The sequence below is a fragment of the Moorena sp. SIO2C4 genome, from assembly GCF_010672485.1.
GTDB classification, from domain to species: domain Bacteria; phylum Cyanobacteriota; class Cyanobacteriia; order Cyanobacteriales; family Coleofasciculaceae; genus Moorena; species Moorena producens.
Genome location: NZ_JAAHGN010000034.1, coordinates 1 through 20,293 on the forward strand (window position 1 = coordinate 1; position 20,293 = coordinate 20,293).

A 20,293-nucleotide genomic window follows, 5' to 3' on the forward strand; every position below is an offset into this window, starting at 1 on the left:
TTGTAGCAGTTGGTGCCATTAAAACCTTAATTATCAATGCCTTACTTCCTGCTGCTCTATTCCTATCCACGATCAAAATTGATATAAGTCAAGGTTTACTTTCTCTACCGGCTTTCGGACTTGCTATCAATATCTTCTTGTTAGGAATTGGATGGTTATTGACAGGTTTGGTAATTCCTAGCCAAGAAAAAGCCAAAGCCCGATCCTTGATATTGATGTTTGCGTCTTTGGCTCCTGGCTTAACAGTTTATCCGTTTACTCAAGAATTTTTAGGTGAGCAAGGACTAGCTCTAGCTGGGTTGATGGATGTAGGGAATAAATGTTTTGTGCTAATCGGTCTTTATGCTTTAGCTATCTATCTACACCAACGCAGTGTTGATAATTTCCACATCAATTTCAGCAAATTTAAAAGGATTGGATTGACACTGATCCAAGAACCAGCAAATTTAGCGTTGTTACTGGGTTTGTCCATAGGAGCATTAAATCTAGGTAAAACACTTATCCCAGAAATAGTGTTGCAGGCCCTGCAACGGTTAGCGGCTTGCACTACTCCCATGATTCTGTTTTTTGTAGGGATTTCTCTGAAGCCGAAAACCTTACAATTACGGAAAATTTTACTAATTTTACTCGTCCGCTCAGCAGTAGGCTTCTGGTTTAGTGCAGCAGTACTGATTTTGTTTAAACCAGATACATTAGCAGAAACTTTACTAGCTGTAGTTTTACCCCAAAGCGGATGCAGTTTGTGGCCGTTGTTGTATGCTTCCCAGATTAATATGCTCGACCAAGAGCAACATCGGCGTACTCACCCAACATTTGATACGGAATTTGCTCTAGGATTACTGACCACTTCTATTCCGATATCGATTGCTGTGAATTTAATTATTTTTTCTAATAGCGAGTTTTTTATCTCTCCATCCCATCTCGGATTAGTCGGAAGTATACTTTTGATCCTGTTCAGTATAGCAAAGGGAATCAATCGGGAATCGGGAATCGGGAATCGGGAATCGGGAATCGGGAAGAGAGAATCGGGAAGAGAGAATCGCGAATAGCGATGGGTTGCATCAAGCACAGAATCAACGTCACAGAAGACTGTACCTCATAACTGCGAGAAAGGCTATGATTCAATTTTGGTTGTGAGCATTAGGCAGTGGCCGGAAAACTGCCACCAATGAAGTGAATATCACTGAAGGTTTCGATCCACAGACGAGCGCCACAACCCAGTGGCTTATCGGGCTGATAGACAATCCGACAAGGACCGAGGATTTCGACTTGATTGCCGTATAGATTGTCACCGCTTCGTTTTACTGAAATGACTGGCTGACGCTCTTCGGGACTTTTGTGATTGTTGCTGCCAATCCGATTGCGGTTGACATTGATTTTGGCCAGAGCAGGAGGACGAGTGGTACGCCATTTGCCCTTTGGTCCACGCTTCTTCTCAATGATTTGAGGCAGATGGTTGAACAGGGGAATAATCCAGAATTTACCGCTTTTATAAGCACCCCGGACGCGACCATCATTGAGGAGTTGACGCAAGCGTCGAGAAGAAATACCTAACAGAGAAGCGGCTTCAGTAGTACAAACGGACTTGTTCATGAGTGCTTTTCCTTTACTCTTCCGATATCACTATTATAAATCAAAAAGTTAGCTGAGGAGGTGTTTGTCAATTATTGTTAATATTTATTTACAAACACCTCCTCAGCTCAAGGGGAATCTAAATTGAAGTTTTCGACATCATTGTGATCAAATATGGATTTGCATGGGGATGATGCTCGGGTCTTTGGTGTAGGTAGACTTAACAGAGGGATCATATAGTGGTGGTCCCACCTGTGAGAAGCCATACCTTTTAAACAGGGGAAGATTATGAGGTAAAAGCGCAACCAGCATAATCGAGGCATTATGCTGGTTGGCTACCCTAACAGCTGAAGAAATAATCTGATTAAAGGGGATTTTTCCTCGCTTTTCTTTGAGGACGACCAGACGTGACATTTCACAGACTTTTTTTTGATCAAACTGCTTGAGGTCAAACCCACTTTCCTCTATCGGTAGTCCAAGAGAGTTGTTAGGGAAGACAATTCGGTAAGTTCCCACAACAGCGTTGGAATCAAGAATTTGTATATACACTGAGACAGGATCGTAGTCATCAGGTATCTGCATCCCGAACAACTCTAACTCCTGGTGAAAGATGGAGACCTGCATTTGATGGCACAAGTCTAATTCCTCAGAGATGCTAACCTGTCGAATCGAAATGGTCATGGATAGTCGTTTTGTTCTAGTCTGTTAAAACAGGGAATTTTTTAACCACTTCCCCTCGATAAAGCCATGGTAAATAGGACTGAATCACTGTTAACGTAATTCTGTCATCCTGATGAGTAATAGCCAAGAAAAACCCAGAGGGCTGAGATGCTTAATTTTAATTTTATAAACCGTCATTGAAGATTACCGCTTTTTGTAAATTGCAAAGCGATCGCCATTGTTCGTGCCTTGAAAATCAAATCCCGCTTCTGTTAAGAGTTGACGAGTAGTTTCCGGTTTAAAAACGGTAATTGTGATTTGTTCTTGAGCTACAATTTCTCCATCTTTTTTAAATAAATACCTTTTTTCAAAGGTATAATATTTTGGTGTATCTTCCCCTTCTGTAATACACTGGGAATAAACAATCCCTTCACCTAGGTATTTGTCAAAGTCATCATGGGGTTTTTGCAGGTGTAGCAATAATAATCCCCCTTCTTTTAAGTGGCGAGCTACATTTGCTAACCCTTGACGATTGGCTTCAAGACCGGGAACGTGACCCCCAAATTGCCATTGAGCTTGATCTCCCTGATCAAGAATTCCCCAAACTCCTCCATTGGAGATCCCTACATCGAATTTGGCGTTTAAGTCCATTGTTACGGCATCAGCTTCAATCAATTTAACCTGATTTCCCAAACGTTGTTTGGCAATTTCAAGCATGGATGCGGTAAAGTCAATTCCCGTAAACTCGCAGGTTGGATCGAGTTCGATGTACTTTTGAGCTAGTAGTCCTGTTCCTACACCCAACTCTAGAACTTGACGACCATCACCCACTATCGAGTGGGCTTCTTTAGCTAGGCTCTGAAAATCGTAGTAACCAGATGTCACCCACAAATCGTAATATTTGGTAATTTCTGTATATTGATTGACCATTTTTTTCTAGAAATGGAATGAATGAACAACCGAAAATTTTGTACGTTATCTCGTTGAGGGTTAGTCTCTACGGATAAGCATGGAAAAAAGTTCCGACTTCTATTTGGAGTCAGCACTTAGCCAAAATTACGGGTTTTATTTTACAGTAAAATGGTTATTGTCTCGCAATAATCTACAAAAAACCCGACACAACGGCTCATTGCTGTGCCAGGTCTTGCGGACTCGCCTTACTTTCTTGATAGTCCCGATGGCTAGTTCGAGCTTGCCACAAGACCGATCTTTACTAGATTGATATTAATCGCTCTAAGCATTTCTAGCGTCTTCGACCCAGCTATCAAACAGGTCTTGATGGTTGTTAATCCATTCTTCGGCATGGTGACGGATATCTTTTGAGCTATCTTCACCCTGGTTGAGTAATTCATTTTGGGTATTGATATCCTGAACGGGAATATGAATCAGTTCAAACAAGCGCTTGGCGGCTGGGTTAGCAGATACAAATTTCTTATTAGCTACGATTCGGATCCGATCGATGGCAAATCCCAGATTTTTACCATTTACTGAGGTATCTTTTGCGGTCAAGTCTTTTTGCGATTCTGGTAGATCAGTGAAGGGAACTTCTAGCCAAACTACATCTTGATCTGGTTTTAACACTGCTGCCATCCACATGGGAGTCCAGGTGTAGTATAGGATTGGTTGTCCTTGGTTGTAGCGAGTAATGGCATCTACAATTAAGGCTGAGTAGGTTCCTTGGTCTTGCTCAACCGTGTCTTCAAGTCCGTAAGCTTTAAGATGATGCTCAATCATAATTTCACAAAACCAACCGGAATTACAGCCAATCAAATTTGCTTTACCATCACCATCTGAGTCAAAGAGTTTAGCAATTTTTGGGTCTTTGAGTTGCTCTAGGTTAGTGATGTTGTATTTATCAGCAGTTTTTTTATCAATCTGATAACCTTGCCAGAGATCAGAGGTGATTACTCCGAGTCGTTCTAACTTCTGTTCACCACCACTTTTTTCAACAAAGGGTCTATGACCGATGTCCCAATTGACAGCAGTGTAATCTAGGTCGCCGTTGCCCAAAGCCAGGTAAGCGGTGACGTATTCAATTTGTTTTGGCTGTTTGATGGTGTAACCAAGTTTTTCCAGACCGATGTTGACAATTTCGGTTTGGAATTGTTCTTCTTGCAAGCTGCTATAGACCGATTGTACGCTGACGCCTTTACCAGGCATGGCTAAAGTAGAGTCTGTGCTTACTTGGGCTTGGGAGGGTTGTTGCCAAGTCATAAAACCCAGGAGTGCCAGTAAAATGGTTGCTCCAACAGTAGCCCAAGCCAGTTGTTGACCTGTGGAAGAGCGCACCAAACCAATTGGTCCTCGTTTCAACCAAGGGATTTGGTTGTTGCCTTGACTGACTATCTGAGTGATCCGATCCAGCATTACTGCGATTAGAACGATGCTTAATCCTCCGACAGCAGCTAGTCCCACATTCACCCGACCTAGTCCTTGCAATACCATCTGTCCAAGTCCTCCTACACCAATCATGGAGGTTACCACTGACATGGATAACGCTAAGAGGATGGCTTGGTTGACTCCAGCTAAAATAGTTGGCATGGCTAGGGGAATTTGGACTTCAAATAACATTTGTGTCGGGGTTGAGCCAAATGCGATCGCAGCTTCGACAACTTCTGTAGACACTTGCCGAATCCCTAGGTTAGTCAACCGAATCAGGGGGGGTATGGCAAAGACACAGGTTGCCATTACTCCAGGCACTGCACCAATCCCAAACAACATCACTACTGGGACAAGATAGACGAAGGACGGTAGGGTTTGCATGGCATCAAGCAGGGGTCGCAGCACTTTCTCAATGCGATCGCTACTGGCACAGGCAATACCGAAGGTGATGCCTATCACCATGCAAAACACTACAGCGGTCACCACTAGGGAAAGAGATACCATGGCTTGGGTCCAGGCTCCCAAAAAGCCAATCAAGCTCAAAGCAGCAACACTATAAATGGCAATTCTTCCACCAGCCAGTTGCCATGCTATCAAGGCAATCAGAATCAGTAAAATTAATGGAGGAATCGATAGCAACAGCCATTCTATACTCTCCAGGGTGATGCTAATGGGGAGACTAATCCCTTGAAAGAAAGGACGAAAATTGTCAACCAGGAAATTCACTGCAGCAGTAATCCACTGCTGGAGGGGTAAGGTATAAAGCTCAAAGGGGTTCAGTACAATATCTAGACCTCCTTGGCTCTTGGCGGTCAGGAAAACAGATAGAGTCAAGGATTTCAACACAACAATACCAGTATTTTTTTTAATATTATCATACCGGGGAGCATTTATTTTGTCAGGGGTTGGTAATGGGTAATATCAACTCCGCTGGCATCAGATTGATGAGCAAATTGATTGACTAGTCAGCGTTTTCTTTTCCTTTATTAGTTATCTTGTCAGCCGTCAGCTGTCAGCCGTCAGCTGTTCGCGTAGCGTGCGCGTAGCGCTTTAGCTGATAGCTCTATAGCACCCTAAAAAAAGTGATAAATGTTATAAATGTCATAATTTTCTACTGGTTTACGATCACTAATTCGGCTCAAATCTAGAAGTTATCCCCAAACTTTCCACACTCCCTACTCCCTGCTGCCTAGAAAATTTGTAACAAAAATTATAAAAATATGTTATAATATAAATTTATTTTTATGTTATAATAAAATCACGTCATCAAACACTAGCAATGTTCCGTCAATAACTCACCGCTAACTCACCCACGAGTATAGCGGGAGCTTGTGAAAGCTCTTAGTTGACCAGTCTGAGTTCTTAGAGAACTACGTTATTTTCAAGCGTTTAAATTCCTACCTGGGGATGCGTAGCTAGTCCCCAGCTCTAGAACCCAATTATTAAACAGGCGTAGTTGAGTTAGGCCAGTGTAATTGGGAAAGTACCGAGAAATAACATTGACGAAGCTAACCTTACCCTAGCAATAGGAGAATGCACAATTATGCGTGTATTTGTACTCAATAAGAACCTACAACCTTTAGACCCCTGTAAACCTGCAAGAGCAAGAATTTTGCTTTCAACGGGTAAAGCAAAGGTCTATCGTCGTTACCCATTCACCATAGTTTTGAGGGAGGAAATAAAGGAACCAATCACTCACGAGCATCAATTAAAAATAGACCCTGGCGCAAAAACAAGCGGTCTAGCTATTGTCCATGGGGAACGAGTAATCTGGGGAGCCGAACTTACCCATAGGGGCTTTCAAATACGAGATGCGTTGAACTTTCGTAGGCAATTAAGGAGCAGTAGACGGAATCGAAAAACTCGATACCGCAAGCCCAGATTTCTTAATAGAACCAGACCAGAAGGTTGGCTACCCCCTAGTCTGATGTCTAGAGTTCAAAATATTTTAACTTGGGTTAAAAAACTGACTCGACTATGTCCTGTTGCAGGCATATCTCAAGAGTTAGTCAGATTTGACACTCAAAAACTGCAAAATCCTGAAATCTCTGGGATTGAGTATCAGCAGGGTACACTTTACGGTTACGAACTTCGGGAATATTTACTTGAAAAATGGAATCGCAAATGTGCTTATTGTGGAGCAACAGGTATTCAGCTAGAAATTGAACACATTAAACCATTATCTAAAGGTGGTTCCGATCGGGCTTCTAATTTGACCATTGCGTGTCATCCATGTAACCAGGCTAAATCTAACCAAGACATTGAGCTTTTCTTGTCTTTGAAGCCTAGTATCTTGAAACGCATACTGAGTCAAGCTAAACGCCCCCTGGTTGATGCGGCTTCTGTCAATTCAACTCGCTGGAAGTTGTACCACGAATTGAAATCAATAGGATTGCCTGTTGAAGTGGGTAGCGGCGGATTAACAAAATTCAATAGGTGCCGCCAAAATCTTCCCAAAACTCATTGGTTGGATGCGGCCAATGTTGGAAAAGTTGAAACATTGATTGTTGAAGTAACCCATCCTTTGATAATAACTGCCAAGGGACACGGTACTCGTCAGCTCTGTAGAACCAACAAGTATGGCTTTCCTATTCGTCATTGCTCCAGAATCAAGTTTCACAAAGGTTTTCAGACAGGAGATATTGTCCGCGCCGTGGTAACTAAAGGAAAGAAGGTCGGTACTTACGTTGGGCGAGTAGCCACTCGAAAATCAGGATCTTTCAACATCTCAACTAAATTAGGGCTGGTACAAGGAATTAGTCACAAATATTGCCAATTTATTCACAGGAAGGATGGTTATGCTTATACAAACTAGACCCTGTCCTCCCTTTCCTCTCACCGCGTGGGTCAAAGATTATAGCGGGAGTCTCCAGAAAGGCGGATAGATGAACCTTTCCCAACTAACTATTCCGGTCACGATCATTCTTGTTCCCCAAGGAGCAGAATACCAAGCAATTTGTCGAGGAATCAAGCAGATTACTGGTCGTCCATTACCTCGGATTCTATCTATTCCGATAGGGGCAGAGCCTGTAACTCAGTATCTAGAAACATGGTTACAAACTACAACAAATTTGCCCCAACACTCCCAACCTCAAGTACTGCTAATGGGATTGTGTGGCAGCTTATCTCCTAACTATTCCGTTGGTGATATTGTTGTGTATAACGATTGTGTTGCTATCCAGCGAAACCAAGATAGACCTCAAGCACTGGTGCAACAGTGCTGTAGCCAACTGACTAACTTAGTTCAGCAGCAACTGGGCAACAAGGCTAATTTAGTCAGAGGATTGAGTAGCGATCGCATAATTTGGTCTAGTTTAGAAAAGCGTCAACTCGGTCAGAGCTACCAAGCTGATGTAGTTGATATGGAAGGATTTGCTACCCTATCGGTACTTAATCCCAAAGGATTTGCTGTAGCAATGGTAAGAGTGATTAGTGATGATAGCGACTACAATATCCCAGACCTCACCCCAGCCATTAGTGCTGATGGATCATTGAAACCCTTCCCCTTAGCCATGGGTATGCTAAAGCAACCAATAGCAGCTACTAGACTAATTCGAGGTTCTCTACGAGGGTTGAAAGTCTTAGAGGAATTAAGTATTAGACTTTTCTCTAACCGTCAAGCCTCAACAACAGAAGTCTGATTGGAACAACTGAGAGTAAGATGGAATCGCTGTTAATCAGGACAAGACGATTCGTCTTCGTATAAGTAATCAGTAATTAGTGAATATGGCATCAAAAGGCTTTCCCATCTTTATTGTATCTATGCTCAAGTCAATCATTGTTCTAGGAGGGCGTCATTGGTGGCTCTCTTTTTTATTGTGGATGGTTCTAATCGCACCAGTTCAGGCAGCGCTAGAACTGCGGGTAGCGGTTGAGCAGGGAGTCAAACAGGTAACCTTGGGGAGTTCCACCACAGCCATTGTCCGAGATGGGACAGGTCAAGCCGTGGGAAACTTAAACGCCATGGCGGGTATGACTGCGGAAACTAACGGTAGTGGAATTAAGTTAGGTCAGTGGCAAGGGAAATCCCTCTGGATTGAACCGAAAGACAATGGTTATGTTTGGATAGGCGATCGCTGGTACCGGGGACGCACTCGACTGGTTAGTTCTGACAATAAGTTAACAGCAGTCAACCATGTTGATTTAGAACACTATCTCTATAGTGTGATTGGCGCAGAAATGAGTCCCAGTTGGCCTATAGAAGCCTTGAAAGCCCAAGCAGTAGCGGCTCGTTCCTATGTGCTCCATCAGCGGAGCAAATCCAAGAGTGATATCTATGATGTAGGGGATACCCAGCGTTGGCAAGTTTACAAAGGTCTAAATAGCGAAACAGTAACCACCCATCAAGCGGTTAATGCCACAGCGGGACAGATAATGACGTATGGTAATAAAGTGATTCTGGCTGTTTTCCATGCTGCCTCTGGAGGACATACAGAAAATGTAGAAGATATTTGGTGGAGTGAACCCATTCCTTACCTACAGGGTGTACCTGATTACGATCAGGGCACACCAGTGTACCAGTGGACAAAAACCTTTTCTGCTAGTCAACTGAGCCAGAAGATTCCTGGTGTTGGTAATATTATCGCCATGACCCCAGTGGAGAGGACACCCCGAGGCAGAGTGATCACTCTTAAAGTAGAAGGCAGTAGGAATACAAAGACTATTAAGGGCAAGGAATTACGCAAAATCCTAGGTCTGAAAAGTAGGCTGTTTACGGTGTCTAAAACCGAAAATGGTTTCCAATTCAACGGTCGTGGTTATGGTCACGGATTGGGGTTAAGTCAGTGGGGAGCCTACAACTTATCCCGTCGGGGATTGAATTACCTACAAATTTTGAGTCACTATTATTCTAGTGCTCAACTATCCCAGATGGATTGATATCAAATAGCAAAGGGAACAGCGGATCTGGGAATAGGGAATAGGGAGTAGGGAGTAGGGAGTAGGGAGTAGATAACTTCAGATCACGAAACTTCTGAGAGGTTGTCTGAGAAGTCTCATTTGCTACATCCAAGCCCCCGTTGGTCCCCCAATTCTGGGGGACTTTTAGAAGCAAATTGACTCTTCCCCCAAAGTTGGGGGGTCAGGGGGGCAAAATTCAGTATCAAAAAACTTGGGAGATATCCTCTGAGTTCCCTGTTCCCTACAATCCACAACTTTCGTAACTCACCCTATTTAAAACGGCTATCTACTTTATGACTACCTCAAATTATAATCCATTAGTTAAGGTATTAAACAACTGGATTTTATCACTATTCATAATCTTAACTATTGTTGTTACCTTACTATCCATAACTAGCTATTTTTTTAGAGATAACATCTACTTAGAATTAACTACTAATTTTAAACATCAATATCTGGTATTAGGGGCGTTACCATTAAGTTATTTTGCCCTAACTCGCCGCAAACGTTGGTTGATAGTCACGTTATTTTGCTTATTGATTAACTTGACAGAAATCATTCCTTGGTATATACCTAAACTAAGCTTTGGCGCTTCCGGTGAACCCATGGGTCTGTTTCTGTTCAATGTCTCGTTTTCCAATACCCAGTATGGTGATGCTATTGCTCTGGTGAAAGAAGAAAAGCCGACTATTGCTGCTTTTTTAGAAGCTAAAGACCCTTGGCCTAAACAATTAGAAGCTTTAAGAGAGGTTTTACCCTATAATATCAGTATTCCAGAACTTCAGATTGAAGTATACAGTCGTTTACCATTACAAGAATCAGAAATTCTGGAATACGGAAAATATCGTGGTCTGGTCAAATTAGATTTAAGCATTGCTGGGGCAGACGCTTCAGTCATTGTTACTCACTCCTATCCACAATTTTATTTTGGAAAGCAAGAGGATTTTGGAAACCAAGGGGATTTTGGCAAGCAAGATGATTTGGAAAAGCAAGGTTGGCAGTGGCGCAATCAAGATTTAGAAGAAGAGATTGGGGATTATATCAGACAAATTGAAAAACCAGTGGTGCTAATTGGTGATTTAAACGTTACGATGTGGTCACCCTACTATAAAAGTCTAATTGAAAGTTCGGGATTGCGTGACGCTCGTGCTGGGTTTGGGATTCTACCAACTTTATCAAAATTTTCACCAGCCAACCCTTGGTTAGCTATTCCTGTAGACCACTGTTTAGTCAGTCCAGATGTTAAGGTGATCAAGATGAGAACTGGCCCTGATCTTGGTTCAGATCATCTCCCGGTAATTACTGATATAGCGCTACGGGCAAGTCAGAAGTCAGAAGTCAGAAGTCAGAAGTCAGAAGTTAGAAGTCAGAAGTTAGAAGTTAGAAGTTAGAATTTAGAAGTTAGAAGTCAGATTTTGAATCAAATCTGAGTTACGTCACCGCCTCGTTCGCACAGCGTGGCCGTTCGCGTAGCGTGGTCAAAAGGCCAAAAGGCCAAGGCCAAAGCCTGTGCCACAAAGCTGACCACTGACAGCTGACCACTGACAGCTGACGGCTGACGGCTGTCTGCTTAGTAATTAGTGATTTATATCAAGATTCTGAGTAGCTCCTAACTCTAAACGCTGTTGCCACTCCCCATCAATTTGATCTTTCCTTTCGATATCCTGATCCAATAAATCCTTCTCACTGCTATAAACCAAATCTTCTTCCCGAATCACATTTTGAGCGGCAAACTGTTCCGCATAGGCAATCTTGTTCTGTAAAGCAACATCCGCCTGATTAAGTGCGATCGCATTTTCCTGCCGTTCTCGATTCTGAGTTCTAATCTGCTCCTTTTTCCACTGAACCCAGAAATATCGAAGCAACGGTATGGCCAAGAATCCTACGCCATAAGCCAATAACAGAGGGTAAATTAGCTCCACAAATAGTACAAATCCCCCTAGCTGTGCAGCAATCTCACCCCCCTGCAACAGGGAACCGAGGACTAATGCTAGAACAAAGTTTACACTCCCTAACCCAATTGCCAGCATAATCTGCTCACTCCTTGCCTGAGAAAACTCCCATATCTTGGCACGAAGATAAGCTGGCACCGGTTGTTGATTCTGTTTGGCAGCAGTTGTCTGCAATTTAGGGAAGTGATAGACAATATCCCCTGACGGGCTAACTTCTGGGCGTCCGTCGAATCGGATTAGTACCGGTAACATATAGTCTTCAGACTCCCGCTGGTAGCTTTCTCCAAGGTCATCAAGATAGGGAGCAATCTGTTCAGCTGCCACAGCCCCCCCGGAATTGCGAATCACAGCACCAATGGTTTGCCAGCGACGTTCTTCTAAATCACTATTGGGATTGCCATCACCAAACAGAAAGGAGAAGACAGCTTCTAAAAAATTCATCTCATAGTCGTCATCCTGGTTATAACGGGAATTTCGCCGTCTCGAGCGATAATTATTGTGGGAGTAAGATGGGTTGAACCACCAAAACAGATCCGGTCCAATCCAGAAACGAGGCAAAAACAGGATTCCGCCGCCACCACCAGAACGTCTATTTCCTCCTCCGCCTCCTCCGCCAGAATCATTGTCACTGCCAGCTTTGAGGCTCAGAACAATAAATGCGATCGCAACAATCATCAACACAATCGAAAGCACTAGGAAAATCCCGAAAGAAATCCGAATCAGGTAAAACAGAACACCCCAAACCTTTTCCCACCATGCTTGCAACCGTAGCTTTAAGAACTTGTTGCGGAGAATAGCGCGAAAGTTTTTGGGAAACAGATAAGCAATATCCCCTGACTCTGCTACTTGTAAATGTCCACCTACTTCCGAGGCCAAGACAAGTAAACCTTGCTCGGCTTGATGGATGTTTAAACCCACTTGGGCAGCAACATCCCCAACAGTGACGCGGTAGTCTAGCTGCTCAACAGCTTTCATGATGCTGGGTAAGGGAGCCATAATTATGTTTTCTAATACTTAGTTGCGATCAAAGATAATAGCTTTATCAAACAGAACCGTCGGACAGGTCGGACATCACCGGACCGGAAAACATACTATGTATCCATGGGATACTATCAATGCCATCTGCTAGATCTATGTAAATTTCCCTACTATCTCTAGTATAGTTTTTTTTGAATTTGGCAATTTTGAGCAGGTTTTTTTATACTGAAATCCTTATTGATTCTTGAAAAGCGGTCAGATTTGTGCTGCTGTTGCCCCACTTCCAATACCTTGCCCTCTTGCCATCACCTTGGAGGTAATTTGCCAACAGTCCCTTATAATAGGAGGCTGACAGGAGTTAACAAAACTTAAGGGAGAAGCAGAGGTAGCAATGGCACTGATCACCACCGGCAAGTCATTCATCCGGGCACTAGAAAAGTCTGGTGCATTAGCAGTTTATGCACCATTAGAAGGTGGGTTTGAAGGTCGTTATCAGCGGCGTTTGCGGGCTGCTGGCTATACCACCGTTTCCATTACTGCCAAAGGACTAGGGGATCCAGCTGCTTATCTCACTGGAATTCACGGTGTTCGCCCTCCTCATCTGGGCAAGAAAAATATGGGTAAATCAGCTGCAGTCGGTGATGTTTACTACCTGCCGCCCTTGGTAAACTACCAACTGTCAGCCCTATCTCCCAACTCTAAAGGGTTGGTGCTGTGGATTATTGAAGGAATTATTCTATCTAGTCAAGAAGTTGAGTATTTAACGACATTGCCCCAGCAAGAACCACGAGTAAAAGTAATCCTAGAGATGGGAGGGGATCGTGCTTTCCGTTGGCAACCCCTCAAAGAGACAATGCCCGGACTAATTTCTGTAGCCAATTTCTAGTATCAGTATCAATGATGTCAGCTATCAGCTATCAGCTGATAGCTGAATGCTGATATTTCTCGATACCCAACCCCGTGAGTAGTCAAAAATGATAAGTTTGATACCCTAGAGGTGTAGGATGATAGTGGGTAAGACTAGCAATGCTCGAACAACGTGACTACACCTTAATCATCGATAAAAGTGGCAGCATGTCGATTAGGGATCAACTGGCTGGCAAAAGCCGTTGGCAAATGATGCAGGAGTCTACCCTTGCTTTAGCCAGTAAATGTGAAGAATTAGATCCAGATGGCATCACGGTTTATGTATTTGCTGGTCGCTTTAAACGCTACGACAATGTAACCGCAGATAAAGTCCTACAGATATTCCAGGAAAATGAACCATCGGGACGCACGGATTTAGCTGGTGTTTTACTCGATGCCACCAACGACTATTTTAAACGTAAGGCTAGTGGCCAAACCAAAGAAAATGGAGAAACTATCTTAGTCGTCACTGATGGGGAGCCTGATGAACGGAAAGCTGTGATGAAGGTGATCATAGAAGCATCACGGCGTATTGATGTCGATGAAGAACTAGGAATTTCCTTCATCCAAATCGGGAATGATCTCCAGGCAACTAAATTCTTAAAAATATTAGATGATGAGCTGCAAAATGCTGGGGCTAAGTTCGATATCGTAGATACCGTAACTATTGATCAGATGGAGGATATGACTCTCACTGAAGTTTTGATCAATGCTATTATTGACTAAAGGATTAGCATAGGTTAGTGGGATTTCTCCCGTCAGGGTTCGAGGTGCTTTAAGTTAACTGTTTCAAAAATATCCCTCAACAGTTAACAAGGTAATAGGAGACCAAAGTCGTGGAATCAATGGATGACTTGTTAGCCCAACTCAAAGCTGAGTATCAACAAAAAGATGCTGGTGTTCAACCGCAAGAAAAACCTCTTTTTCAGGAACAACTAGTTGATTTGCCACTAACTGATCCACCAACCAGTGAATCACCAGCGAAAATACCTGATTGGGTATCTACTGCTCAGGATCGGGAGCTGGCTGAGATGAGAACAGAGTTTGAGAACAAAGACCAAGAAGAGGCTCTCAAACAACAGCAGGAACTAGAAGCTGAACAAAAACGAGTTCAGCAGCAAAAACAAAAAGAACGAGAAGCCCTGACTCAGCAAGCGACTGAGTGGCTAAAAAACTTAAGTCCAAACTCAGCTGAAGGCTTATGGTTTGAAGAATTTTCTGATTCCTATCCCTCCAAACTGGAGGCAGCAATTGATTATTTGCAAGCCTTAAAAGAAACTCAGTCTTGAGTGCAAGACTCCTCAAGTATCATCTGCAGGTGCCTAAGAGCAAATTTTTTTAATTATAATGATTATCTTAATCGATGTTATTAGTTCTGTTACATTTTGAAGTGCGGAATGTGGCCAGTAATGCTTAATTCTCCATGGTTTTCACAGGTCAGGGTGCGGAATGAAGAATATAGGACTGAGTTCTAAGTACCTCACCACAAGAACACTTAACCAAATATTCCACAAGGCAAACGTTATTGCAGTAGATAGTGCTGCCCCAATCATACCAAATAAAAGAATACCAATTCCATTCAAAACAACATTTAAACCCGCAGCTGTCCCATATACAATCAGGGCTTGATTTTGATGTCCCGTCATGATCATCAGGAAAGCAGCTGAGCCACACAGAGAATTAACTAACTGCCCCATAACCAGAATCAAGAGCGTCCCATTTCCACTGGCAAACTCTGGTCCAAAAAGACTCAAGATTGCTGGGGCAAATAGGATGAGGAAAACAGCGATAAGGAGGGAAGGCCAGAAAATCCAAACACTGGCGGTGGAAATAGCCTGTTTTAATCCAAGGCGATCGTTCTGTTTATATAATCGAGCAAATTCAGGGGCGACGACCATAGTGACCGTTTGTAGCACAAAGCCTACCCAAAGGGATGTCTTAGTTGCTACCTCATAAACTCCCGCCTGTTGAGGCCCCAATAGGGAACCGACCATAATCACATCAGTTTGCTGTAGGATAATGCCAAAGCCATTCATTAACCACAGTACAACACCGACCTTCAGCCAATCTCTGTAGGCATAAATTGGTTCGGCTTGCTCTACACTCTGGTTTAATCTCTCCCCAATTAGCCACAGTTGACCTAGTACAACAACGAGGATGACCAGTAGATTAATATCAATAATGCGAACACCAGACAGGTCACCAAATTCCTCGAAAACAACAAAACCACTGACTAAAATCAACACAGGGACAAAAATATAATATGGGGTATAGGCGAGGTTAATGTCTCCTAAAGCTGTAGCTGTTTCCCTTTGTAGCAAAGTCAAAGCAAACAGAGGAACGAGCCAAATCCCGATTGTTAATGGGTTAGCGTAGATAAAACGGTGATAGGAGTTAAGTCCAAAAATTAATCCTGTCCCCACCAAAGCAATGGCAATTCCTAACAGCAAATTTATCACCCAACTGAATCTAATAATTCCTCGCAGTAAACCCCAAGACTGAGTAACATTATACTCAGAAACAAACCGCAAAACAGTATGAGGCAAGCCCAAACACGCCAATATACTGAGTAAAAAAGTTAGAGAAAAAACATAAGCGTAAATTCCATATTGAGTCTCTCCCATCCAACGAGCTAGGCAGATTTGTAACAGATAAGTTAGGATAAATCCTGTCACTCTGATCACAATTGCAATAACTGTGCTTTGGCCTAGGGATTGTAATTGTAGACCTTTAGAATCAGAAAACGTTTTGGACATTAAGTTAACAAAGGGTTTGAGCGCAACTATGACCATAAAATCCTTTGCGTAGTCTACCGTAGGGACGTAACTACGAACTATTCTAACTAGATTTTAGCCAAAAAGAAAGTTTATCGTATTTCTCAAATAAATCAGGGGGTAAAACTGTATTACGAGGCACAAACTCAACTTTTTTACGCACTTTATGGAGACCTGGTAATCCTAACTTGGAATCAAATTCTGGTTCGTCATATTCAACATGTTTAAAATTATGCTCAAAGGGTGCTTCTCCTAAAAAATTATAAATTTTATGAAGGGTTTCTGTTGGTTGGTTCGTTAGTAAATCATATTCTACCAACAACAACTTATCTGAATATTCGCCATAGTAGGCTTCTTTGAGAGCGTTATAAGCCATACCAACCATATACTGATTTTGCCCTAGTTTTTGGGTACGGTCGTAGACAGTAGCAGATTCACTAAAGTCTGCAAATAATCCTGAAATAACCCAAGGATTGCTTCGCACTAAACGTTCTAAGCTATCCATAATCCAAGCCACATTACGGACGCAACAAATGACTTTAGCTTGGGGGAAAAGTTGATCGATTAGGGGTAACTGGGCGCACCACATACGGCTGGTATCAATAACCAGTTGCCCTTGCTGAATTTGAGGTTGATAATAAGCAGCAAAGACTCCCAGTAACAAGTCTTTTTTTTGTTGTTGTGAAATGAAACTGGCCAGTTCATTTCGACTCATGCCTTCTAATAACCGTTGAATCAGACCAAACACTGGGGTACTCATGGTGGCATGAAACCGAGGATTTTGTCGAAGAATAGCTGAGAGTAAGGTTGAGCCAGATCTCGGCAGCCCAGAAATAAAATGGATCTCAGTGGGGAATTGTAAACCATCGAAAGATTCAGAATGTCCGGTCTGAGAAATATTGTTATCTACAGAAATACTCATCGGTTTAAATCACAATTTCTCTTGCAATCCCCACCTGTATTGCAATGGGGTGCTTCAATTTAATAATGTCGTTCGTAGTGTTTGGGCAAGCACTTCAACATTAGGCTCTTGAAACATAGTGGTATGATTCCCAGGAACCCAGTGGAGTTCGGTGCCTCCAGTTACTAAGTCTGCCCAGCCTAGACTAGCATCTTGGGCGTTGGCTGCTTCTCCTTCGGTTGCCTGGAAAAGAATCCCTGTGCCATTGTAAGGCTTAGGGGTGTAAGACATTAAACCTTTAAGATGCCCTCTGAACACTTCCAGTAACCGTTTAACCTGTGCTACACCAAAATCAGGGGGAATTTTTTGGGCTGTTTTTACCTGTTCAATTAAATGGCACAGTTCCTCCTCCTGACTCAGATTGTCCAAGGTTTTCAGGGTCTCTGGTAAATCAGGGAGATGTCTTTTAAATAAGCGAACCAAGAAGATAACATCATCATCCATGGTGTGAGCCTCTTCTCGATCGATGGGGTCAGCAATGTTCATATCAATCAGGATGAGTTTAGACACTTCATGTCCCTGACTTTGCAGTTGTTGTGCCATCTCAAAGGCAACTACTGCACCAAAACACCACCCTCCAATCTGATAAGGTCCTTGGGGCTGAACGGTCTGCATCCCTTGTATGTAATGGGCGGCCATGTCTTCAACTCGATCGTAGGGTTTTTGATCCCCATCCAATCCCAAGGACTCTAGAGCATAAAAGGGGAACTCTGGGGCAAGATAGCGGGCTAATTCTCGATACCAAACCACAGTTCCAGCCCCTGGATGAACGCAGAAAAAGGGAGGCTGGACTACTTTGGGCTGTAAAGGGACTACCGTGGATCTTGACCACTGGGACGAATTCCCTTCCTTACTCAAAAGCGCGGCTAGATGTTCCACTGTCCCTTCCTCAAAGAGGACCGATACCGGTAGTTTTTGACCAAACTGTTGCTGAATACGACTGATCAAACTAACCGATAGGAGTGAATGCCCCCCAAGGTCAAAAAAGTTATCTTGAAGTCCAATAGGAGCCACATTAAACAGGGATTCCCAAAGTTGCACCAACTCTAACTCTAAAGCAGTACGAGGCGGGATTTTCCCCCCGTTATCCTCAAGACTTAGGCTTGGTACAGGTAAAGCACGACGGTCTAGCTTCCCGTTGGCACTCACGGGTAAAGAGTCCAAGGTCACAAAAACACTGGGAACCATGTAATCCGGCAGTTTTTCTTTCAGGAATTGCCGTATTTTTGAGGGGGTCACGGTTGTGCCTTGGGGATGGGTGACATAGGCAACCAATTGGGGATTCCCTGGGCTATCTTCCCGTACAACCACCACCCCTTCTTGCACTTGGGGATGTTGACCTAAAACAGATTCAATCTCACCCAACTCAATGCGAAAGCCTCGTAGCTTCACTTGATGATCTATGCGTCCGAGATACTCCAAATTCCCATCAGGTCGCCATCTGGCCAAGTCCCCCGTTTTGTAAACTTGCTCCGTTTTATCCCAGAGGTCGATGGTGATGAATCGCTCTTTTGTTAAGTCAGGTCGATTCAAATAGCCTTGGGCTAACCCCACCCCAGCAATACACAGTTCCCCTGGTATGCCCACAGCCACAGGTTGATTGTGACAATCGAGGATATAAATGCGGTTGTTGGCAATGGGTTGACCAATACTTGGTAAATCTTCCCACGCCTCCACTGATTTCGGTAAACTCAAAGCTGTCACTACATGACTTTCGCTCGGTCCATAGTGATTGTGTAACCGACAATCGGGTAAAGCCTTAAAGAAAGCCCGAATTGATGGGGTAATGCGCAGTTGTTCTCCAGCAGTAATGACGTGCTTTAAGGACAAGGGTAGCCCTTGGGTGCCATAGTCTGCCAAATGTTGTAAAGCCACAAAGGGCAGATAGAGGCGATCGATCTGGTGTACTGATAAATAATCCAGTAATGCAGAAACATCTCGGCGGGTTTCATCCCCAATCAACACCAATTCACCACCGGTCGAGAATGTACTAAAAATTTCTTGGAATGAAACATCAAAGCTTAGGGTTGTAAACTGTAAAGTCTTGGCAGGTTGATCTAAACCCGGTACACTACGTTGCCAATTGATTAAGTTAATCAAAGCCCCTTGAGGCATGGCAACCCCTTTGGGTTTCCCCGTGGAACCAGACGTATAAATGACATAGGCCAAGTCATGGGGTGTCCTTGCTAAAGTGGGGTTTTCCATCCCACAGTGAGCACTTCCAGGCTCAATCCAGGCTTCGGTAAAAGATAAGGTATCCAGACAAAGAACTTGACAGGAATGCTTCAACTCAGTCAGGGGTAAATGCTTGGTTAGTGTAGTTTGAGTTAATAAGACTGGAGTAGCTGCATCTTCGATGATCAAGCGAATTCGCTCTTGGGGATAATTGGGGTCAATGGGAACATAAGCCCCACCTGCTTTGATTACCCCTAACACACCAATAATCATGTCCAAAGACCGTTCCAGGCAGATTCCGACCAAAGTATTAGGCCCAATAGCTTGGTTTTGGCGTAGATAATGGGCTAGTTGATTGGCTTTTTGATTCAGTTGTTGATAACTTAAGCGATCGCTGCCAAAACTTACTGCAATTCCGTTAGGGGTTTTAAGGACCTGTTGCTCAAATAAATCAGCGAGTGTTTGTGGGGGATAATCACAGTCTGTGGAATTCCAAGTTTTTAGTTGTTGAATTTCTTCTGGACTCATCAACGAAAAGCTATGAATACCCTGTTCAGGATTCTCTACAATCCCATTGAGTAACACGGTAAAATGTCTTGCCATCCGTTGAATGGTCTCTGGTTCAAACAAGTCGCTATTATAATCCCATTCTCCTTTTAAACCCTGCTGTGTTTCTTTCATCAATAGGGTGAGGTCGAATTGAGTAGTAACATCTTCCCATGGCCAAGGACGAATGGTCAATCCCTTAAGGTTTAACTCTTCCATTGGTGCATTGTTTAAGGTAAACATCACTTGAAATAAGGGATTATGACTCAAAGAACGGTCTAACTGCAACTCCTCCACTAACTTCTCGAAGGGTAAATCTTGATGAGAATAAGCCTCTAAAGCCGTTTGTCTTACCCTGGTCAAAAGCTCTTTCAAAGTAGGGCTTTCTTCTAGGTTTATTCGGAAGACTATAGTGTTAACAAAAAAGCCAATAAGCGGTTCTAATTCATGATGATTACGATTGGCAATGGGAGAACCAATCGCTAAAT

17 protein-coding genes are annotated in these 20,293 nt (G+C 43.2%); 8 read left to right on the plus strand and 9 right to left on the minus strand.

All coding sequences use genetic code 11. From position 1 onward, the window contains the following. Positions 1-1,049: AEC family transporter (locus tag F6K20_RS03750; protein WP_502708806.1), on the plus strand; the 1,049-nt coding region annotated here is incomplete at its 5' end. 91 nt (positions 1,050-1,140) lie between these two features. Here F6K20_RS03750 and F6K20_RS03755 read toward each other — a convergent pair. From F6K20_RS03755 to proX, 4 genes are all read right to left on the minus strand, one after another. Next, positions 1,141-1,593: a helix-turn-helix domain-containing protein gene (locus F6K20_RS03755; RefSeq protein ID WP_287293809.1), complete on the minus strand. Its 453-nt coding sequence runs from the start codon at positions 1,591-1,593 to the stop codon at positions 1,141-1,143. A gap of 147 nt (positions 1,594-1,740) precedes the next feature. After that, positions 1,741-2,253 (minus strand): N-acyl amino acid synthase FeeM domain-containing protein, encoded by a 513-nt coding sequence (locus F6K20_RS03760; protein WP_008190697.1) that lies wholly within the window; start codon positions 2,251-2,253, stop codon positions 1,741-1,743. 183 nt (positions 2,254-2,436) lie between these two features. Next, the gene (locus F6K20_RS03765; RefSeq protein WP_008190699.1) at positions 2,437-3,162 is read right to left on the minus strand and encodes a class I SAM-dependent methyltransferase; all 726 of its coding nucleotides are present in this window, start codon (positions 3,160-3,162) and stop codon (positions 2,437-2,439) included. Positions 3,163-3,465: 303 nt separating this feature from the next. Further along, positions 3,466-5,448 (minus strand): glycine betaine/L-proline ABC transporter substrate-binding protein ProX, encoded by a 1,983-nt coding sequence (proX, locus tag F6K20_RS03770; RefSeq protein WP_229414765.1) that lies wholly within the window; start codon positions 5,446-5,448, stop codon positions 3,466-3,468. Between the two features lie 709 nt (positions 5,449-6,157). Here proX and iscB point away from each other — a divergent pair. The 3 genes from iscB to F6K20_RS03785 all read left to right on the plus strand — a co-directional run bounded on the left by iscB (position 6,158) and on the right by F6K20_RS03785 (position 9,492). Then, entirely contained in the window at positions 6,158-7,429 is a 1,272-nt protein-coding gene (gene iscB, locus F6K20_RS03775; protein ID WP_008190703.1) for an RNA-guided endonuclease IscB, read from the plus strand. A gap of 70 nt (positions 7,430-7,499) precedes the next feature. Then, positions 7,500-8,255 carry a 5'-methylthioadenosine/S-adenosylhomocysteine nucleosidase family protein gene (locus tag F6K20_RS03780; RefSeq protein ID WP_287293812.1) on the plus strand — a complete coding sequence of 252 codons (756 nt, stop codon included), beginning with the start codon at positions 7,500-7,502 and terminating at the stop codon, positions 8,253-8,255. Positions 8,256-8,340: 85 nt separating this feature from the next. Continuing rightward, positions 8,341-9,492, plus strand: a complete 1,152-nt coding sequence (locus tag F6K20_RS03785; protein WP_287293818.1) for a SpoIID/LytB domain-containing protein — start codon at positions 8,341-8,343, stop codon at positions 9,490-9,492. Here F6K20_RS03785 and F6K20_RS03790 read toward each other — a convergent pair. Next, positions 9,464-9,625, minus strand: a complete 162-nt coding sequence (locus F6K20_RS03790; protein ID WP_154659976.1) for a hypothetical protein — start codon at positions 9,623-9,625, stop codon at positions 9,464-9,466. The genes F6K20_RS03785 and F6K20_RS03790 overlap by 29 nt on opposite strands. Before the next feature lie 181 nt (positions 9,626-9,806). Here F6K20_RS03790 and F6K20_RS03795 point away from each other — a divergent pair, with 181 nt between their 5' ends. Continuing rightward, complete coding sequence (locus F6K20_RS03795; RefSeq protein ID WP_287293814.1) at positions 9,807-10,904, plus strand: endonuclease/exonuclease/phosphatase family protein; 1,098 nt, start codon at positions 9,807-9,809, stop codon at positions 10,902-10,904. 186 nt (positions 10,905-11,090) lie between these two features. Here the strand turns inward: F6K20_RS03795 and F6K20_RS03800 are convergent, their stop codons facing one another. Continuing rightward, complete coding sequence (locus F6K20_RS03800; RefSeq protein ID WP_287293815.1) at positions 11,091-12,461, minus strand: hypothetical protein; 1,371 nt, start codon at positions 12,459-12,461, stop codon at positions 11,091-11,093. Positions 12,462-12,834: 373 nt separating this feature from the next. Between F6K20_RS03800 and F6K20_RS03805 the strand changes: the two genes are divergently transcribed. The 3 genes from F6K20_RS03805 (at position 12,835) to F6K20_RS03815 (ending at position 14,638) form a co-directional block, all read left to right on the plus strand. Beyond that, complete coding sequence (locus F6K20_RS03805) at positions 12,835-13,329, plus strand: NAD(P)H-quinone oxidoreductase subunit N (RefSeq protein ID WP_008190716.1); 495 nt, start codon at positions 12,835-12,837, stop codon at positions 13,327-13,329. Between the two features lie 140 nt (positions 13,330-13,469). Continuing rightward, a complete protein-coding gene (locus F6K20_RS03810; RefSeq protein WP_008190718.1) occupies positions 13,470-14,075 on the plus strand; it encodes a vWA domain-containing protein in 606 nt (201 codons plus the stop codon). 119 nt (positions 14,076-14,194) lie between these two features. Beyond that, complete coding sequence (locus tag F6K20_RS03815) at positions 14,195-14,638, plus strand: salt stress protein, Slr1339 family (RefSeq protein ID WP_008190720.1); 444 nt, start codon at positions 14,195-14,197, stop codon at positions 14,636-14,638. A gap of 141 nt (positions 14,639-14,779) precedes the next feature. Here the strand turns inward: F6K20_RS03815 and F6K20_RS03820 are convergent, their stop codons facing one another. The 3 genes from F6K20_RS03820 to F6K20_RS03830 all read right to left on the minus strand — a co-directional run. Next, positions 14,780-16,141, minus strand: a complete 1,362-nt coding sequence (locus F6K20_RS03820; RefSeq protein WP_008190722.1) for an oligosaccharide flippase family protein — start codon at positions 16,139-16,141, stop codon at positions 14,780-14,782. A 46-nt stretch (positions 16,142-16,187) separates the two neighbouring features. Continuing rightward, positions 16,188-17,045 (minus strand): sulfotransferase family protein, encoded by an 858-nt coding sequence (locus tag F6K20_RS03825; protein ID WP_008190724.1) that lies wholly within the window; start codon positions 17,043-17,045, stop codon positions 16,188-16,190. Between the two features lie 54 nt (positions 17,046-17,099). Further along, on the minus strand, positions 17,100-20,293 hold a 3,194-nt coding region (locus F6K20_RS03830), incomplete at its 5' end, for a non-ribosomal peptide synthetase (protein WP_287293817.1).

Bases quoted from the DNA above. Each gene is read 5' to 3' on its own strand.
- F6K20_RS03755 (WP_287293809.1), bottom strand. From the start codon at position 1,593: ATGAACAAGTCCGTTTGTACTACTGAAGCCGCTTCTCTGTTAGGTATT.
- F6K20_RS03780 (WP_287293812.1), top strand. From the start codon at position 7,500: ATGAACCTTTCCCAACTAACTATTCCGGTCACGATCATTCTTGTTCCC.
- F6K20_RS03785 (WP_287293818.1), top strand. From the start codon at position 8,341: ATGGCATCAAAAGGCTTTCCCATCTTTATTGTATCTATGCTCAAGTCA.
- iscB (WP_008190703.1), top strand. From the start codon at position 6,158: ATGCGTGTATTTGTACTCAATAAGAACCTACAACCTTTAGACCCCTGT.
- F6K20_RS03820 (WP_008190722.1), bottom strand. From the start codon at position 16,141: ATGGTCATAGTTGCGCTCAAACCCTTTGTTAACTTAATGTCCAAAACG.
- F6K20_RS03765 (WP_008190699.1), bottom strand. From the start codon at position 3,162: ATGGTCAATCAATATACAGAAATTACCAAATATTACGATTTGTGGGTG.
- F6K20_RS03800 (WP_287293815.1), bottom strand. From the start codon at position 12,461: ATGGCTCCCTTACCCAGCATCATGAAAGCTGTTGAGCAGCTAGACTAC.
- F6K20_RS03795 (WP_287293814.1), top strand. From the start codon at position 9,807: ATGACTACCTCAAATTATAATCCATTAGTTAAGGTATTAAACAACTGG.
- F6K20_RS03825 (WP_008190724.1), bottom strand. From the start codon at position 17,045: ATGAGTATTTCTGTAGATAACAATATTTCTCAGACCGGACATTCTGAA.
- F6K20_RS03760 (WP_008190697.1), bottom strand. From the start codon at position 2,253: ATGACCATTTCGATTCGACAGGTTAGCATCTCTGAGGAATTAGACTTG.
- F6K20_RS03810 (WP_008190718.1), top strand. From the start codon at position 13,470: ATGCTCGAACAACGTGACTACACCTTAATCATCGATAAAAGTGGCAGC.
- F6K20_RS03815 (WP_008190720.1), top strand. From the start codon at position 14,195: ATGGATGACTTGTTAGCCCAACTCAAAGCTGAGTATCAACAAAAAGAT.
- F6K20_RS03805 (WP_008190716.1), top strand. From the start codon at position 12,835: ATGGCACTGATCACCACCGGCAAGTCATTCATCCGGGCACTAGAAAAG.